This window comes from Dorea formicigenerans, assembly GCF_025150245.1.
Lineage (GTDB): Bacteria > Bacillota > Clostridia > Lachnospirales > Lachnospiraceae > Dorea > Dorea formicigenerans.
The window spans coordinates 2,049,804-2,064,776 of the sequence record NZ_CP102279.1; the positions used below are offsets into that span (position 1 = coordinate 2,049,804).

Genomic DNA, 14,973 nt, shown 5'->3' on the forward strand with positions numbered 1-14,973 from the left:
CGCGGTGGTGCACCCCTTCATGAACTCTGTTCACTCTCAAAATTTCCTATATTCTATGATTCGCACCTGGCTTAGAAGAAAAGACGTGGTTTCCTATGCATAATAAAGGAGATACACCAATGTATCTCCCGTAACATTATCTTATACGTTCCTACGTTGGCATTATCCAAATCAGGTTCTGGGTCGAAGTTGAAGACTTCCTCTCAGCCTGCTATCACAAGCTCCCCTTTTATTTACAATGCCTAGTATAAATCGATTTTTATTTTGTGTCAAGAGCACTCGGTAATTTCTTCGTTGCTTTCTTCACCTACTTATCTATAAACACGGATATTTTTATCTCCGTCTCGTCTCTTGTATAGACGATGCCATGAATATACTTGCCATCATCAGTCACTTTGCTGATGATATTGTCATAGCATGTTTCTCCTTTATACTGATACTGCTTGACTAACTGAGCTTCTTTCACTTCTTTCGTGTCCAGTTTTTCCACCGGAAAATACACATATACTTTTTCAGAATTTGTGTCAAATGCATAGGCACTGGCTACCTGCTTCGCATCAATAAATCCATTTCCATTCCAATTCTCCTGTGAATCCAGACTGGTTTTTTCAAGTATGATCTGATCCTTTGGATTTTCTGTAATCAGGATAATATCATCCTGAATTTTTTTCTCACATTTTACATAGGTATCTTCACCCGCACCCACAACACGATATCCATTCATCAGATACAGTTGATTCTCTATTCCATTTTCAATCGGCCAGCCAGCCAGATTATAATATGGACACCGAACCGTCTGATATGCTTCCCGGCTCTCGTAATCCGTAAGCAATATTGTATCAACGCCTGTCTTCTGGCTTATCTGCGATACAGGAATCTGCTCTACGTCCTGATTGGCATAAGATACAACAGCTCTTGCAGATTCCTTCTGCAAGACTTCTGCCAGATTTTCCCCATCATAAAATGTGTGGATCATTCCATTTTTTTCATCTTTTACCGTTCCATACTCACCATAACATACATAGGCACTCTCTGCGTGAAGTCCTGTGATGTTATACATTTCTTGTGCAAATGCTGTGGCAATCTCCTGAAACTGATAATTATCAAGCCCGTCCGTATTCTTTTTCTGTCCTGATATCGCAACTAAAAAATCTGCCCCCTTGTACTTCATTTTCACGAATACATTTCCGGTGGGAGCAGGGAAAAAATCCGGCACCGGACTTGAACTGTATTTCTCACAGTTTATCTCTGTAATCTTTGCATCGATTCCATATTTTTCTCTTATATAATTTTTCGCATTTTCCCGTCCTTGCTTTTCATAACGCTTCATTTCTCTCTTTTCTTCCAGCGTATAGTCACAACCTGTCACTGTGACCATTATCAAAGCAAGAAGGATCCAATAAACGGCTTTTCTTTTTCCCATACATCTCCTCCCAATCCATCCCCTCATTTGCTATTACTTTTTTAATTATACTGCTCTTTATAAATCTCTGTCAATTTTATACAACAGACACCTTGTTATTCCACACAGAACCAGTTAAAATATACTTTGCAAATGAATGTTGCAAATGTTATTTGTGGGGGATTGTTACATATGAATAAGAAAAATCAATACACAGACTCTGTAAAGGAAACGTTGATTCTGACGCTTGCTGTGGCAATTATTGCCGCTGCAGTCTACTTCTTCCTTGTACCAAGCCACGCTTCTGTCAGCAGTATCTCTGGTCTTGGAATCATTCTGTCAAACTTTGTACCGCTTCCATTGTCAGCAATCACTATGATTTTAAATGTAGTGCTTCTGATTATCGGATTCTTTACATGCGGTCGGGAATTCGGAGCAAAAACTGTCTATACAAGCATTATGCTTCCACTGTTTCTGGGGCTTTTCGAAAAGATTTTCCCGGATTTTTACTCCATGACCGACAGCCAGGAACTGGATGTACTCTGTTATATACTGGTCGTAAGCGTCGGACTTGCAATTTTGTTCAATCGAAATGCCTCTTCTGGCGGACTGGATATTGTTGCCAAAATCATGAACAAATATCTGCATATGGATCTCGGAAAAGCCATGTCACTGTCCGGTATGTGTGTGGCTCTGTCCGCAGCACTTGTGTACGATAAGAAAACTGTAGTTTTAAGTGTCCTCGGTACTTATTTTAACGGAATCGTACTGGATCACTTTATCTTCAATCAAGATATGAAACGGCGCGTCTGCATCATCACCCAGAAAGAAGAAGAGCTGCGCCACTTCATTTTATATGAACTGCACAGCGGGGCTACTATCTATGAAGCCATCGGTGCTTACACAATGGAAAAGCATAACGAAATTATCACCATTGTGGATAAAACAGAATACCAGAAATTGATGAAATACATCAATCAGGTGGATCCTAAGGCGTTTATCACAATCTACAAAGTTTCCAATATGCGGTATCAGCCAAAAATTTAGTACACATTCTATATGACAAAAAATTGCTCAGACCTTACACGGTCTGAGCAATTTTTCTGTCATATGAGTTCTCACTCTTTCTTTTCCTACCAGTCGGTATACAAATCAATATTACCTTTTCCACTTCCACTATCATAGACTTTTCCAGCTCCAAGAGAGGTCTCGACCACGGTTCCTTTTGGATAGTCATCACTGGCAAGTACAATATAACCATCTTTGTCACGGATTGTTCCGTCACTCGCAATATGACGTCCCGGAATGTTAAGTCCTGCTCCCGGAAGTACCTTCTGTGAATAATAGGTTTCAGTATGTCCGTTAAACCAGATTCTCCCTTTGGATGGGGTCAGACCACCGGAAGGAATATTATACTTTCCATTACTGGAACTGCTCCCGGAGTTATTATTACTTCCGGAATTAGAAGGTTTGGAAGGGCTGTTATTATTGGAACTGCTTCCGGAAGTATTATTTCCAGTGGAAGCTGATGCCTGCTTTGCCGCTTCTTCCTGTGCTTTTTTCTGCGCTTCTTCCTCCTGCTTTGCCTGTGCCTCACGCGCTGCCTGAAGCTGCGCATTCACAGTCGCAAGATCTGTGGAAGTTGCTGCTGCTTTCGCCTGAAGATTCTGCTGCTCAGTATTTAACTGACTCTGTAAATCTGTCAGTTCCTGCTGCTGGCTCTTAAGATCCTCTTCCTGCGTCTCGATACCTTGACGTATCTCCATCATGTTCTCCAACATTTCCTTATCATAATCGGTAATGTTCTGAATGAACTCGGCTTTGTTGAGGAAGTCTCCCATACTGTCTGCAGTAAACAGCATAGTGATCATTGTCTCTGAACCATTTTCATACATGTACTTAATACGAGTCTTCATCGTTTCATACTGCTTTTCCTCGTTATTACGAGAAATCTGAAGTGATGCCTCCAGGCGGTATACTTCATTGTTCGACTCTTCAATTTCCGCTTCTGTCTCAGCAATCTTATTGCTGAGCGTAACCAAATCCTGATTAATCCCTTCCAGTTGACTTTGAAGATTACTGGTCTTATCTTCGAGGCTTTTGACCTCCGCTGCATGCACCGGCATTGCTGACAGTGCGACACCGAACGCACAGACAAAGGCTGCCCCGCGTCTTGCGATCCGTTTCTTATGCATGTTCATAAATGTAATCCTTTCTTGTTTGTTTTGGGGTTAACACTAAGACATTATATACTATTTTTTCAAAAAGAACAACCTTTCTTTGCGCAGCACGTTTTTTCAGGGCTCTCTGACTACACAAAAAGCTGCCTTGTTTCGAGTCTTTCCGACTGTTTCCCGGCAGCTTTTTTTTAATATTTTTACTGTTCTGTAACTACTTTTCCAGCAGCTTTTTCTTTCTTTTTATCATACATTGCAAACATTCCTGCAAGTAATGTTCCTGAGATAGAATGCCATGTACAGGAGACTGCACAGATGATTGCTGACTCCGGTGTGGACGCGAACTGCGCTGTCGTTGTAGCAAGATTTGTGGCGAGTCCTGCGTTCTGCATTCCGACTTCGATCGCTATCGTTCTCTTTTTGGATGTGTTCATTCCAACCAGTTTTCCTGCACCGTATCCGAACAGATATCCAAGTCCATTGTGAAGCAGTACTGCAACAAAGATTACAACGCCGGACTGGAAGAATTTTGATCCCTGTGAAGATACAACACCACCAACAACACATGCAAGTCCAAGAACTGCAACCCCTGGCATCATCTGCTGGATCTCATGGAACATTTTCTTCTTACCATACAGATAATTCAGTAAAAATCCAAATCCTACAGGAAGGATTACTGTCTCAATGATAGATACGAACATTGGAAGTCCTTTGATCGTAATCTGAGTTCCTCTTGCGAGAAATGATACCATAAGCGGTGTCATAACCGGGGAAACCAGTGTAGATACTGTTGTCATTCCTACAGAAAATGCTACATCTCCACCACACAGATAAGACATGATATTGGAAGATACGCCTCCTGGGCAGCAGCCTACCAAAATCAGTCCAAGTGCGATTCCGTCAGGAAGATGTAATAACTTCGTCAGTGCAAATGCCAGAAATGGCATGATCAGATACTGTGCGATTGCACCTACACAGATATCAAATGGACGCTGTGCCAGTATCTTAAAATCTTCTGTTGTCAGTGTCAGCCCCATGCTGAACATGATGACACCAATGATAATAGACTGACTGGTGAATTTATTGGCTACCATATCTGTGAACAGGGCATAATTGACCCACCCCATCATAGATGGTACGAAAAATGTAACAATCGCAATTGCGATTACTACAACCGACGTGTAATCTGATAAAAATTTGCTTGCTTTTTGTAATGCTTTCATTTTCAAGTCCTCCTTAAGCTATTACATGTCCACCAAAACTACTCTCATTCCCTGCATATTTGCATAGTATACAATGAAATCACTCTGACACATTCCGGGATTACATATTTTCACTAATGCAAAAAGCCCCTTCCCAGACCATAGTCTGAAAAGGGACGAATAGAATTCCGCGTTACCACCCTGATTCCGTAAAATACAATACTTTACGACACTCTGTCACGTACTAACATACGCTTTCCCTGTAACGGAGGATACCGGCGAGGTCTACTGATATAACTTTCAACCCGCTTCTCAGAGAGGATATCCTTATCTTGCTACTGCCTGCTTACACCACACACAGGCTCTCTGTGAAATAACAATTGATACGGCATTGTTCTCATCAACGAATTTCGGTGAACTAATATTTATTTACAAATTGATATTATATACTTATGAGCAGAAATTTCAAGAAGTAATTTTAACCTTTTTCTTGATGTTTTTTAACCTTTTCACATATTTGTAATACTATTTCTCACTGGCTTCCATTTTCAAAAGTGCCGCATTTACCACATGCTCCACCAAAATTGAAGTCGTGACTCCGCCAACTCCTCCTGGAACCGGTGTAATTGCATCTACAATCGGTTCTGCCTCATCAAATGCTACGTCTCCGCACAGATTGCCTTCTTCGTTCACATTGATTCCCACGTCAATAACAACCTGTCCCGTTCTTAAATGTTCTTTCTTTATAAATCCTGCACTTCCTGCTGCCGCAACTACGATATCTGCAGCCTGTACTTCCTGCTTTATATTCTTAGTCTTTGTATGACAGACTGTAATTGTTGCATTTTTCTTCAGAAGCATCATAGATACCGGCTTTCCAACTACAAGGCTTCGTCCTACGATCACTGCTTTTTTCCCGGTACAGTCAATTCCATAATGGTCCAGGATCCTGATACATGCACTTGCGGTACACGGCGCATAGCCCATCTCTTTTCCGGCAAATATACCTGCCATGGAAAGATTGGTAATTCCATCTACGTCCTTTTCTACAGCCAATGTATTTAAGATTTTCTCTTCGTCCAGATGAGATGGCAACGGGCGGAAAACCAATACTCCGTGAATATCTTCCGCCTTGTTTAGTTTCTGGATCGTATCAATCACTATTTCTTCCGTTACATCTTCCGGAAGCAGAAACTTTTCATATGCCACAGATAATTTTTCGCAACGCTTTACAGCATTGCGCTCGTATGCAATATCATCCTGTTTTTCACCAATTCGGATAATTCCAAGTTTCGGCATCACTTGATGCTCTTTTAATGTTTTTACTTTTTCTTCAATCTCCTCATTCAATGAAGCAGTTACTTCTTTACCTAACAGTATCTGTGCCATTTTGCGATTCTCCTTTTTCATTACCGTGACTTAACGAATCTCATTGCATACGTTTTCAAATATTTCATCTGCCTTCTTCTCATAAGTTTTTCTGAGACTGTCTGTCTCATCATTCAACTGTTGAGCTAATACACGATCTTTCATAGATTTTGTGTTAATATAAATGTTCAATGACGCGCCCTGCAGTGCAGACTTCAAAAGTGTTGCTCCGACTCCTGCATCACTAAGTGCAATCCGGCTTCCTTTTTCAGCAAACTCTTTCATCAGGTCTAATCCTCTTGCACAGGTTTTCATAATTTCAAGCGGTACTTCACATGCATCTTTTAACACAACTGCCATAACTTCTTCCTTTTTTGCAAGTTCTTCCGGCGTACTCTTTGGCAGACTGTACGCTTTACTTAATGGTTCAAAGACCTCGGCATCTTTTGCCACAAGTTCAAGAAGCCGCTTTGTAATTTCATCTGCTTCTTTTTTACAACGGATAATATCTTCTTCTACATCTGCATAACGCTTCTTACCGACAGTAAGACTTCCCACCATATTGCCGAGTGCCACTCCGATTGCTCCAACTAAAGCAGACGCTCCGCCGCCTCCCGGAATCGGGGCACTGCTTGCAAGGACATCAATAAAATCCTTGCATGAGTTTTCCGTAAAATCTATCTGTTTGTCTAATGAACTCATAGTACGTACCTCATTCTCTAAATACTTTAAATCATAAAGATTGTTATTATAATAACATTTTCTAAGTGACACATCAATTTCCATATTATCTAAATCTATGTGCCAATTTTATCTACATTTTGTAAAAACTATGACATTTCATAATAATGTGCATAAATACCACCACGTGCGATTAACTCATCGTGTGTTCCACGCTCTGCTATTCCATTGTCAGCAACGACCAGAATCTCATCTGCATTACGGATTGTGGACAAACGATGTGCAATTGTAATGGTTGTACGATTCTTTGCCAACTCTTCAAGACTCTGCTGGATCCAACGTTCACTTTCATTGTCCAATGCACTGGTCGCCTCATCCAGAATCAGGATTGGCGGATTCTTAAGGAAAACTCTGGCAATAGAAATTCTCTGCTTCTGTCCACCGGAAAGCCGGGTTCCTCTTTCTCCGACAAATGTTTCATATCCATCCGGAAGTTCCATAATAAAGTCATGGATATTGGCTTTCTTTGCCGCATCTTCAATCTCTTCCATCGTAGCGTCAGGCTTACCATATGCAATATTTTCACGGATACTTCCACAGAAAAGATAAACATCCTGCTGCACAAGACCAATCTGATTACGCAGACTCTCAAGGGTCAGCTTTCTCACATCTTTTCCGTCAACCGTAATCTTTCCACCTGTTACATCGTAAAATCTTGGAAGCAGGGAACAAATTGTTGTCTTGCCACTTCCAGAAGGACCAACCAACGCAATTGATTTTCCAGCCGGAATATGGAACGATACATTTTCCAGAACCGGCGTATCATCATCACTATAATGAAAGAAAACATTTTCATAATTCACATCTCCCTTCACGTCATCAAGCAGCTCTGCATCCGGTGCATTCGTAATCTCAGGCTCTGTCTCGACCACGTCCAGAAATCTCCGAAATCCGGACAGACCTTTCTGCATCATCTCAGTCAGCTCCACAAGAATCTGAATCGGACTGATAAAGATTCCGATATAAAGCGCATACATAGCAAGATCAGATACTTCCATCTGACCATGGGCTATGAGCCAGCCTCCAAATACAAGCGTAATCAGATACATCATGCCCTGAAAGAACAGATTTCCACTCATAAAGCTTCCCATACACTGATAGTTCGCTTTCTTAGATAAAAGAAATCCATGATTGCTCTCCATGAACTTCTCCCGCTCAATCTCTTCATTTGCAAAAGACTGTACGACACGGATTCCAGCAAGCGTATCCTGCAAACTGGAATTCACGTTCCCGATTTTCTGCCTGTTATCCATAAATGTTGTCTGCATCTTCCGGTTCTGGCTGCCCGAAAAGAAAATCATAAATACAACCATTACAAGAAGCGGGATCGCAAGCTTCCAGTTGATCAGGAATAAAAATACAAAAGAGCCGATAATTTTAATCAGCGAGATAAATAAATTCTCCGGTCCGTGATGCGCAAACTCCGCAATATCAAACAGATCCGATACCAGTTTACTCATCATCTGTCCGGAATTGTTCTGATCATAATAAGAAAACGATAATTTTTCATAATGATCAAATAATTGTTGGCGCATATCGCGCTCCATGTGCGCTCCCATCATATGCCCCTGATAGCTGACATAATATTTACAACATGCCTGAAGAACATAAATCAAGAACAACACAATCCCAATCGGTACAAGATTACGCATAATTGAAGACGCATTTTTCACAAACAACGTCCTCGTAAGTGTCCGTAAAATCTGAGGAAAAGCCAGATCCACCAGGCTGATTATCGCTGCACAGACAAGATCTAAGAAAAAAACAGCTTTGTACGGCGTATAATATTGAATAAATCTCTTTAACGTATGCATTTAAAAACCTCTTTCTACCCAAAATCGCTAGTAATATTATATATACAATTTTGAAAATATATAATTGGGGACGGGGTTTTTTCAAAAAAACCCCGTCCCCAATTAAACTTTAACCTGTCCCTTTTTGTAATCGTCAAAACAATTCCAATTATTTCAAAAAGTCTGGATCTTCAAAATAGTTTATCTTCATAGAATTTTTTACATCTCGAAGTGTTTCTGCAGCTTTTGCCTCTGCAACCTTGCTTCCTTCTTTGAGAATGTCGTATACATCCGGAAGTCTCTTCTCCCATGATTTTCTTCTCTCGCGGATTGGTGCAAGTTCTGCCTGCATTACATTGTTCAGGAATTTTTTTACTTTTACATCTCCAAGTCCACCGCGTTTGTAATGTTCTTTCAGTTCCTCCAGGTTTGCATAATCTGGAAGAAATTCGTCTACATAATCCTGCTTGCAGAATGCATCAAGATAAATGAATACCGGGTTGCCTTCTACCTGCCCTGGATCTTCGACTCTTAAGTGATTCGGATCTGTGAACATGGACATAACTTTTTTCTTAATGTCTTCTGCTTCATCTGACAGGTAAATACAATTTCCAAGTGATTTACTCATCTTTGCCTTACCGTCGATTCCCGGCAGTCTCAGGCATGCTTTGTTAGATGGAAGAATAATATCTGGCTCTGTCAGTGTCTCACCATACACGCTGTTGAATTTGTGTACGATTTCTTTACACTGCTCCAGCATCGGCAGCTGATCCTCTCCTACCGGTACAGTTGTTGCACGAAACGCCGTGATATCTGCTGCCTGACTGATCGGATAGCAGAAAAATCCGACCGGAATGCTTGCCTCAAAATTTCTCTGCTGAATCTCGGCTTTTACTGTAGGGTTCCTCTGTACTCTGGACACTGTAACCAGATTCATATAATAAAATGTAAGCTCTGTCAGTTCCGGAACCATAGACTGAATGAAAATATTAGATTTTGCCGGGTCGATTCCGCAAGCAAGATAATCCAGTGCCACATTCATAATATTCTGTCTTACTTTCTCTGGATGTTCCGCATTGTCTGTCAATGCCTGAGCATCTGCAATCATAATATAGATTTCATCATAATCACCGGAATTCTGCAATTTCACACGCTCCTGCAGTGATCCTACATAATGTCCCACATGAAGACGTCCTGTTGGTCTGTCACCGGTTAAGATAATTTTCTTCATTTTTTGTTCTCCTTAGCATATATTTTACATAATCTGTATCCATATACAATTACATGTCTTTATAATCTGCCTGCTTTCCTTATATTATCTATGCTTAAAGCGTAGATTCAAAGCAAGCAATATCTACGCAAGCAATATCTACGCAGGCAATATCTTTGTTCATTATAAGCTTTTCTTAAGAAAGCGTCAATACACGAACACAGTAATTCGTTAAACTGTAGGTTTAGGTTTATCCTGTAAATCTATATTATAAATCTATTCTTTTATTATTATGCTACACCTTGTTGTCCTTTCTTACATGCTACTTCGAATTCTCTTAATTTTCTTTTTGCTTCTTCACTCAAATTTCCCGGCACATCAATCTGGACCGTCACATATTGATCTCCATGCTGATTCTTATCTTTCATAGAAACAATTCCTTTGCCTCTCAAACGAATCTTTGTTCCGGACTGAGTTCCCGGATTAATCTTGCACAATACATTTCCGTGAAGTGTCTCAACCTTCGCCTCACCACCAAGTACTGCTGTTGTGAATGGAACTCTGACTGTTGTGTAAACATCCATGCCCTTCCGTTCATATCCTGGTTTTGATGCGACTTTCACTTTCAGAAGAAGATCTCCTGCTTTTCCGCCATTGATTCCCGGATTTCCTTTTCCGCGAAGCCGAATACTCTTACCCGTATCAATGCCGGCCGGAATCTTTACCTTCAATGCTTTGCCTACTGCTTTTCCATTATTTTCCGTCAAATGTATGACTTTCTCACAACCAAAGGCAGCTTCGTCAAATCCTACTGTAATTTCTGCTGTAACATCTGCTCCGCCCTGGCTGTAATTTCCATACGATCCACTTTCGCCAAAGCCACTTCCACTAAAGCCGCTTCCTCCAAAGCCACTTCCACTAAAACCAGTGCCGCCAAAGCCACTTCTTCCAAAGCCACTTCCACTAAAGCCACTCCTTGATCCTTTCGAAGAACTTCTTGTAGCGCCGCCAAAGCCACCAAAGCTTCCTCCAAAAATGTTCTTCAGGAAATCGTCCATATCGCCATTTCCTTCAAAATGATATTCATGGAATGTACCGTCCGGTCCTGCATACTGGTAAGTACCGCCTCCATTTCTGCTATAAGCGCCACCATAAGCACCACCTGCTGCACCGCTTCCATCGAATGCAGCATGACCAAACTGGTCGTACATTTTTTTCTTTTCCGGGTCACTTAATATATTGTAGGCTTCTGTTGCTTCCTTGAAGCGCTCTGCCGCCTGTGCATTTCCCTGATTTGTATCCGGGTGGTATTTTTTTGCCAGTTTGCGATATGCCTTTTTTATTGTGTTCTTGTCTGCATCCCGGCTAACTCCTAGGACTTCATAATAATCTCTTTTTGCTGACATAATCTGTTCCTCCCTTAGTTTGCTGTTTTTCATATTCAAGAATGTCTGCAGATTGTATTCTGATACCCTCTGATATCTTAAATTACCCCACAGGAATTTACCTGTGGGGTAATCATATCTGCCATAAAACATAATTTCTCGATTACTTCAGAACTCTCTTTTGTTCTACTTGTAATATAACACTCATTTTTTATAATGTCAACATAAGATTATATTTTTTTAACGCCCGGAATTATTCATATTTACAACCAATAGGCTCGCCCATTTTTACCAATGTCTCTGCCTGTGCTTTTGTATTGTGGATAATATCCTTGTCCGGTTCTGCCATGCCAGGCTCTGTCATCACCACAATCGTAGAACCACCGAATTCGAACATTCCTTTTTCGTCACCACGTTTTACCTGAGCAGAATCTTCTTCATGATTATTGATTTTCCCAACCATCAAAGCTCCTACTTCCATAAGAAGGATTGTTCCTAGCTCCTTTGTCTTTAGAAGACAGTATTCCCTCGAATTCATTTTGTAAATTGGATAGTAATCATTTGCCACTGGGTTCACTGTATGAAGTACGCCGCGAATCTTCCGCTGCCTTGACTTTCGTCCATCTGCCACATAGCAGTACCGGTGATAATCATCCACTGTCAGACGGATCACATAAATCCAGCCGCCCATATAACGTTCTGCCAAACGCTCATCTTTTAAAAGCTGCGCTGCCGAGTACTGTGTGTGTTTGATCCAGAATCTCCCTTTCTGCGTGATTGGATATGCAGTGACTTTTCCGTCGCTTGGGCTGATCAGAATATTTTTCTGTTCATTGATCGGTCTTTGCTCCGCCTTGATCTTCCTTGTAAAAAATGCATTATAGGAATCAAATTCCTGCTTTTCATAAATACCAAGATCAATGTGATTCTTTTTTACAAAGGAAGGGATTATCCTCCTGGAAAGTCTTGTACTTAAAAACTTTCCACAAATATCAGAAACTGCCGGAGACAAAAATGGGCGGAGCAGCATTCTGGTCAGCGCATGACCATAAATAACTTCTAACAGGTGATCCTGTCCAGTCGTTCCGTCTATTTTCGTTCCATCACGAGTGATATATGTCACAGCCATGTCTTTTCCCTCACTTAATGTTCAATCTCTCATATATTCTTTCACGATTCCACCTGACTTTGCAGGAATTCTCTACCAGATATGCAGTCCATGCAGCACTGCCAGTGCGACAATGACAACCATGACAGTCTGTCCCAGCTTCTTCGGCTTGCGGAGTCTGAAATTTGTGATAAACAAAAGTCCGATGATCAGTACAAGCGCATGCAAGGCAATGATAAAATCTTTGCCAAGTATCGGACGGAACACATATAAAATAGGAAGTGCAACTGCCATAGAAGTAATCGGAAGTCCTTGATAACATTCCCTGTTTTCCGTAGTCTCTTCCTGACGGATTTCTTCAGACACATTATACCATGCCAGACGGATCAGTCCTGCCAGCACATAGAACATCAGAATCGTAACTCCGATACCATGGTTCATTCCCATACGATATGCAATCAATGAAGGTCCCACACCAAAGCAGATAATATCTGCCAACGAATCAATCTGAATTCCAAACTTTTTCTCCACTTCAGTACGATTTTTTTTCGTCCGGGCAATCTTGCCGTCAAACATATCACAAAATCCTGACAGTGCCAGACAGACAATCGCCATTCTCGGATAACCATTCACGGAAAACAGCATTCCCCCCATCGAAATCAATACACTTACATACGTCAGCACTACTGTGTAATCATATACACCTAACATCATTCATTTTCCTCAACTTTCTTATCCCTTTTTAACATTTCTTCCTATTGTAAAATTCGCAACAATTGTAAGCAGTGCACTTAAGAGCAGCTCGGTGTAATATCCCAGGCCACGGCTTAAGAGCATTCCCGGAAGCAATAACTTACTTCCAAATATTGGTAAAAATATTCTTAAAAATAACTGTTCGCTGATTCCCATTCCTCCTGGCAGTGGCAACATATCCACAGCCACAGAGATGGTTCCCTGCAATATAATTATGACAAATGCAGAACTTCCGGAGAGTCCAAATGCTTTATATACAAACCAGGTTGCCGCGAATAATGCAAATCTCTGGAATACTGTAATTGCAAACACTTCCACAAGCACCCATACATGCTCCCGCAGATACACCGCCGTCGCACGGTACTGATCCATAGAAGCATTCAACTTTTCAAGTCTTGAACTCTTTTTCTTCATCAAATGCATTTTTTCCAGAAGGTCAAGTCCTTTTACAAGAATTGATCTTGCAAGCATCGGATGAAATACAAGTACCAGCATTCCTGACACACAGAATACATTGAGTGCCGTCCCCAGATAAAAAATGTGACGAACCCGGTAAAGGTGTGCCTTAATAAAGCCCTGACCAAAAATTGTCAGTGTAACTCCGATTACCACAAGTACCAGCTTATATGTAATAGTCACGATCATAAGAACAAGCGTAGACACCGGAATCGGAATCTTCTCTTTTTTCATATAATATATCTGAGCCGGCTGTCCGCCTGTCGCTGACGGAGTAATACAGCTAAAGAAAAAACCGACCGAGGAAAATAAAAAACAGGTCCATTTTTTCAGTTTGATTCCAAGCGTGTGCATCATATAAAAAATGATGATGGATTCACCCCAGATAAAAATCACGACACAGATCACACCCGGAATCAGCCAAAGCGGATCCACAGTCTTCACAATGTGGACGATTTTTCCAAGATCCTCCCCGTGAAAGACGCCATACAGTGTTCCGGCAAATACAAGGATCAGGAATACTATATTAAATATCATTTTTTTCTTATCTGCCATTCTTCCTTCCCCCTGTCAGCTGTTTCCTTTTGGCCCGAAAAAACAAATCCTTCCATACATGTTTCAGCCGGTTAATGATATGTTGCAGCCAATCTGACATATTTTCAATGATTCTCTGATAAATCCGATATCCATTCGTACGTCTGCTGATCTGCCATGTTACTTCTGCCACCAAAATTCCACTAAATACATCAACCAGTACATGCTGTCTGAGCGCAAGGGTAGAAATAAATACCAGAACTGCGATAATCTCAGACAAATTTTGGTACCACTTTGGAACATTTTCACATTTTCTAAGTCCTATACAGCAAAACCAGCTCGCCATACAGTGAATAGACGGAAACAAATTTACCGGCTTGTCAATCTGGTACAGGAAACGAACTGCACCAGTAAAGATATCACTGCCTGTAAGTTCCGGTCTTGTATTTGTAGTTGGGAAAAATACAAAACAGACAAAACAGATCAGCCGCGCATAAAAGTCAGCAGTAAAAAATTGATACCTGTGTTCCTCTTTCTGCGCCGCAATGAGTAGATAATTCACAACCCAGAATATATAGCATCCAAAATAAATTATGATGAATTGCGGCATAAATGGAACAATCCTGTCAACAGAACTCGACAGATTGTGTACCACAATTCCTGTTTTAATTAAGGGTGCACCCCAGTATACCACAGAATTCAACAAAAATGTAAATATCGGTGGCAATAAAATTCTTAAGATTTCTTTTTTCTCTTTTTTACACATTTTCTCTCTGCTTAATTTGTTCATAATACCTATTTTATACGCAGAAAATAAAATAACAACATACTTTAGAATATCTTA

Annotated in this window: 13 protein-coding genes, 1 riboswitch and 1 other annotated feature; of the genes, 1 reads left to right on the plus strand and 12 read right to left on the minus strand. The window is 40.8% G+C overall.

Features of this window, described 5'->3' with window-relative positions; genetic code table 11:
- Positions 1-131: 131 nt before the first annotated feature.
- A riboswitch (TPP riboswitch) is annotated at positions 132-238 on the minus strand.
- A 69-nt stretch (positions 239-307) separates the two neighbouring features.
- A complete protein-coding gene (locus NQ560_RS10085; protein WP_005333955.1) occupies positions 308-1,423 on the minus strand; it encodes a hypothetical protein in 1,116 nt (371 codons plus the stop codon).
- A gap of 171 nt (positions 1,424-1,594) precedes the next feature.
- Between NQ560_RS10085 and NQ560_RS10090 the strand changes: the two genes are divergently transcribed.
- Positions 1,595-2,449, plus strand: coding sequence for a YitT family protein (locus NQ560_RS10090; protein ID WP_040015553.1), 855 nt, complete (start codon positions 1,595-1,597; stop codon positions 2,447-2,449).
- A gap of 86 nt (positions 2,450-2,535) precedes the next feature.
- Here the strand turns inward: NQ560_RS10090 and NQ560_RS10095 are convergent, their stop codons facing one another.
- The 11 genes from NQ560_RS10095 to NQ560_RS10145 form a co-directional block, all read right to left on the minus strand.
- The gene (locus NQ560_RS10095; RefSeq protein ID WP_227087272.1) at positions 2,536-3,603 is read right to left on the minus strand and encodes a coiled-coil domain-containing protein; all 1,068 of its coding nucleotides are present in this window, start codon (positions 3,601-3,603) and stop codon (positions 2,536-2,538) included.
- A gap of 176 nt (positions 3,604-3,779) precedes the next feature.
- Positions 3,780-4,802, minus strand: a complete 1,023-nt coding sequence (locus tag NQ560_RS10100) for a bile acid:sodium symporter family protein (protein WP_005333961.1) — start codon at positions 4,800-4,802, stop codon at positions 3,780-3,782.
- A 148-nt stretch (positions 4,803-4,950) separates the two neighbouring features.
- Positions 4,951-5,194 (minus strand) — a binding site (T-box leader).
- Positions 5,195-5,306: 112 nt separating this feature from the next.
- Positions 5,307-6,170, minus strand: a complete 864-nt coding sequence (locus tag NQ560_RS10105; RefSeq protein WP_040015554.1) for a bifunctional 5,10-methylenetetrahydrofolate dehydrogenase/5,10-methenyltetrahydrofolate cyclohydrolase — start codon at positions 6,168-6,170, stop codon at positions 5,307-5,309.
- Positions 6,171-6,200: 30 nt separating this feature from the next.
- Complete coding sequence (locus NQ560_RS10110) at positions 6,201-6,851, minus strand: cyclodeaminase/cyclohydrolase family protein (protein ID WP_105308917.1); 651 nt, start codon at positions 6,849-6,851, stop codon at positions 6,201-6,203.
- Positions 6,852-6,979: 128 nt separating this feature from the next.
- Positions 6,980-8,704, minus strand: a complete 1,725-nt coding sequence (locus tag NQ560_RS10115; protein ID WP_005333965.1) for an ABC transporter ATP-binding protein — start codon at positions 8,702-8,704, stop codon at positions 6,980-6,982.
- 148 nt (positions 8,705-8,852) lie between these two features.
- A complete protein-coding gene (gene trpS, locus NQ560_RS10120) occupies positions 8,853-9,914 on the minus strand; it encodes a tryptophan--tRNA ligase (protein ID WP_005333967.1) in 1,062 nt (353 codons plus the stop codon).
- A 269-nt stretch (positions 9,915-10,183) separates the two neighbouring features.
- Complete coding sequence (locus tag NQ560_RS10125; RefSeq protein WP_040015555.1) at positions 10,184-11,299, minus strand: DnaJ C-terminal domain-containing protein; 1,116 nt, start codon at positions 11,297-11,299, stop codon at positions 10,184-10,186.
- A gap of 232 nt (positions 11,300-11,531) precedes the next feature.
- Entirely contained in the window at positions 11,532-12,407 is an 876-nt protein-coding gene (locus NQ560_RS10130) for a phosphatidylserine decarboxylase (protein ID WP_005333972.1), read from the minus strand.
- A 72-nt stretch (positions 12,408-12,479) separates the two neighbouring features.
- Positions 12,480-13,100 carry a CDP-alcohol phosphatidyltransferase family protein gene (locus tag NQ560_RS10135; protein ID WP_005333974.1) on the minus strand — a complete coding sequence of 207 codons (621 nt, stop codon included), beginning with the start codon at positions 13,098-13,100 and terminating at the stop codon, positions 12,480-12,482.
- 18 nt (positions 13,101-13,118) lie between these two features.
- Positions 13,119-14,150, minus strand: coding sequence for a lysylphosphatidylglycerol synthase transmembrane domain-containing protein (locus NQ560_RS10140; RefSeq protein ID WP_005333976.1), 1,032 nt, complete (start codon positions 14,148-14,150; stop codon positions 13,119-13,121).
- Positions 14,140-14,895, minus strand: coding sequence for a phosphatase PAP2 family protein (locus NQ560_RS10145; RefSeq protein ID WP_040015556.1), 756 nt, complete (start codon positions 14,893-14,895; stop codon positions 14,140-14,142). Before NQ560_RS10145 ends, NQ560_RS10140 begins: the two co-directional genes overlap by 11 nt.
- Positions 14,896-14,973: the final 78 nt, after the last annotated feature.

What these genes read in the sequence shown, in the direction of transcription:
- NQ560_RS10095 (WP_227087272.1), bottom strand. Translation starts at nt 3,603, where the DNA reads ATGAACATGCATAAGAAACGGATCGCAAGACGCGGGGCAGCCTTTGTC.
- NQ560_RS10090 (WP_040015553.1), top strand. Translation starts at nt 1,595, where the DNA reads ATGAATAAGAAAAATCAATACACAGACTCTGTAAAGGAAACGTTGATT.
- NQ560_RS10085 (WP_005333955.1), bottom strand. Translation starts at nt 1,423, where the DNA reads ATGGGAAAAAGAAAAGCCGTTTATTGGATCCTTCTTGCTTTGATAATG.
- NQ560_RS10145 (WP_040015556.1), bottom strand. Translation starts at nt 14,895, where the DNA reads ATGTGTAAAAAAGAGAAAAAAGAAATCTTAAGAATTTTATTGCCACCG.
- NQ560_RS10125 (WP_040015555.1), bottom strand. Translation starts at nt 11,299, where the DNA reads ATGTCAGCAAAAAGAGATTATTATGAAGTCCTAGGAGTTAGCCGGGAT.
- NQ560_RS10110 (WP_105308917.1), bottom strand. Translation starts at nt 6,851, where the DNA reads ATGAGTTCATTAGACAAACAGATAGATTTTACGGAAAACTCATGCAAG.
- NQ560_RS10105 (WP_040015554.1), bottom strand. Translation starts at nt 6,170, where the DNA reads ATGGCACAGATACTGTTAGGTAAAGAAGTAACTGCTTCATTGAATGAG.
- NQ560_RS10140 (WP_005333976.1), bottom strand. Translation starts at nt 14,150, where the DNA reads ATGGCAGATAAGAAAAAAATGATATTTAATATAGTATTCCTGATCCTT.
- trpS (WP_005333967.1), bottom strand. Translation starts at nt 9,914, where the DNA reads ATGAAGAAAATTATCTTAACCGGTGACAGACCAACAGGACGTCTTCAT.
- NQ560_RS10130 (WP_005333972.1), bottom strand. Translation starts at nt 12,407, where the DNA reads ATGGCTGTGACATATATCACTCGTGATGGAACGAAAATAGACGGAACG.
- NQ560_RS10135 (WP_005333974.1), bottom strand. Translation starts at nt 13,100, where the DNA reads ATGATGTTAGGTGTATATGATTACACAGTAGTGCTGACGTATGTAAGT.
- NQ560_RS10115 (WP_005333965.1), bottom strand. Translation starts at nt 8,704, where the DNA reads ATGCATACGTTAAAGAGATTTATTCAATATTATACGCCGTACAAAGCT.
- NQ560_RS10100 (WP_005333961.1), bottom strand. Translation starts at nt 4,802, where the DNA reads ATGAAAGCATTACAAAAAGCAAGCAAATTTTTATCAGATTACACGTCG.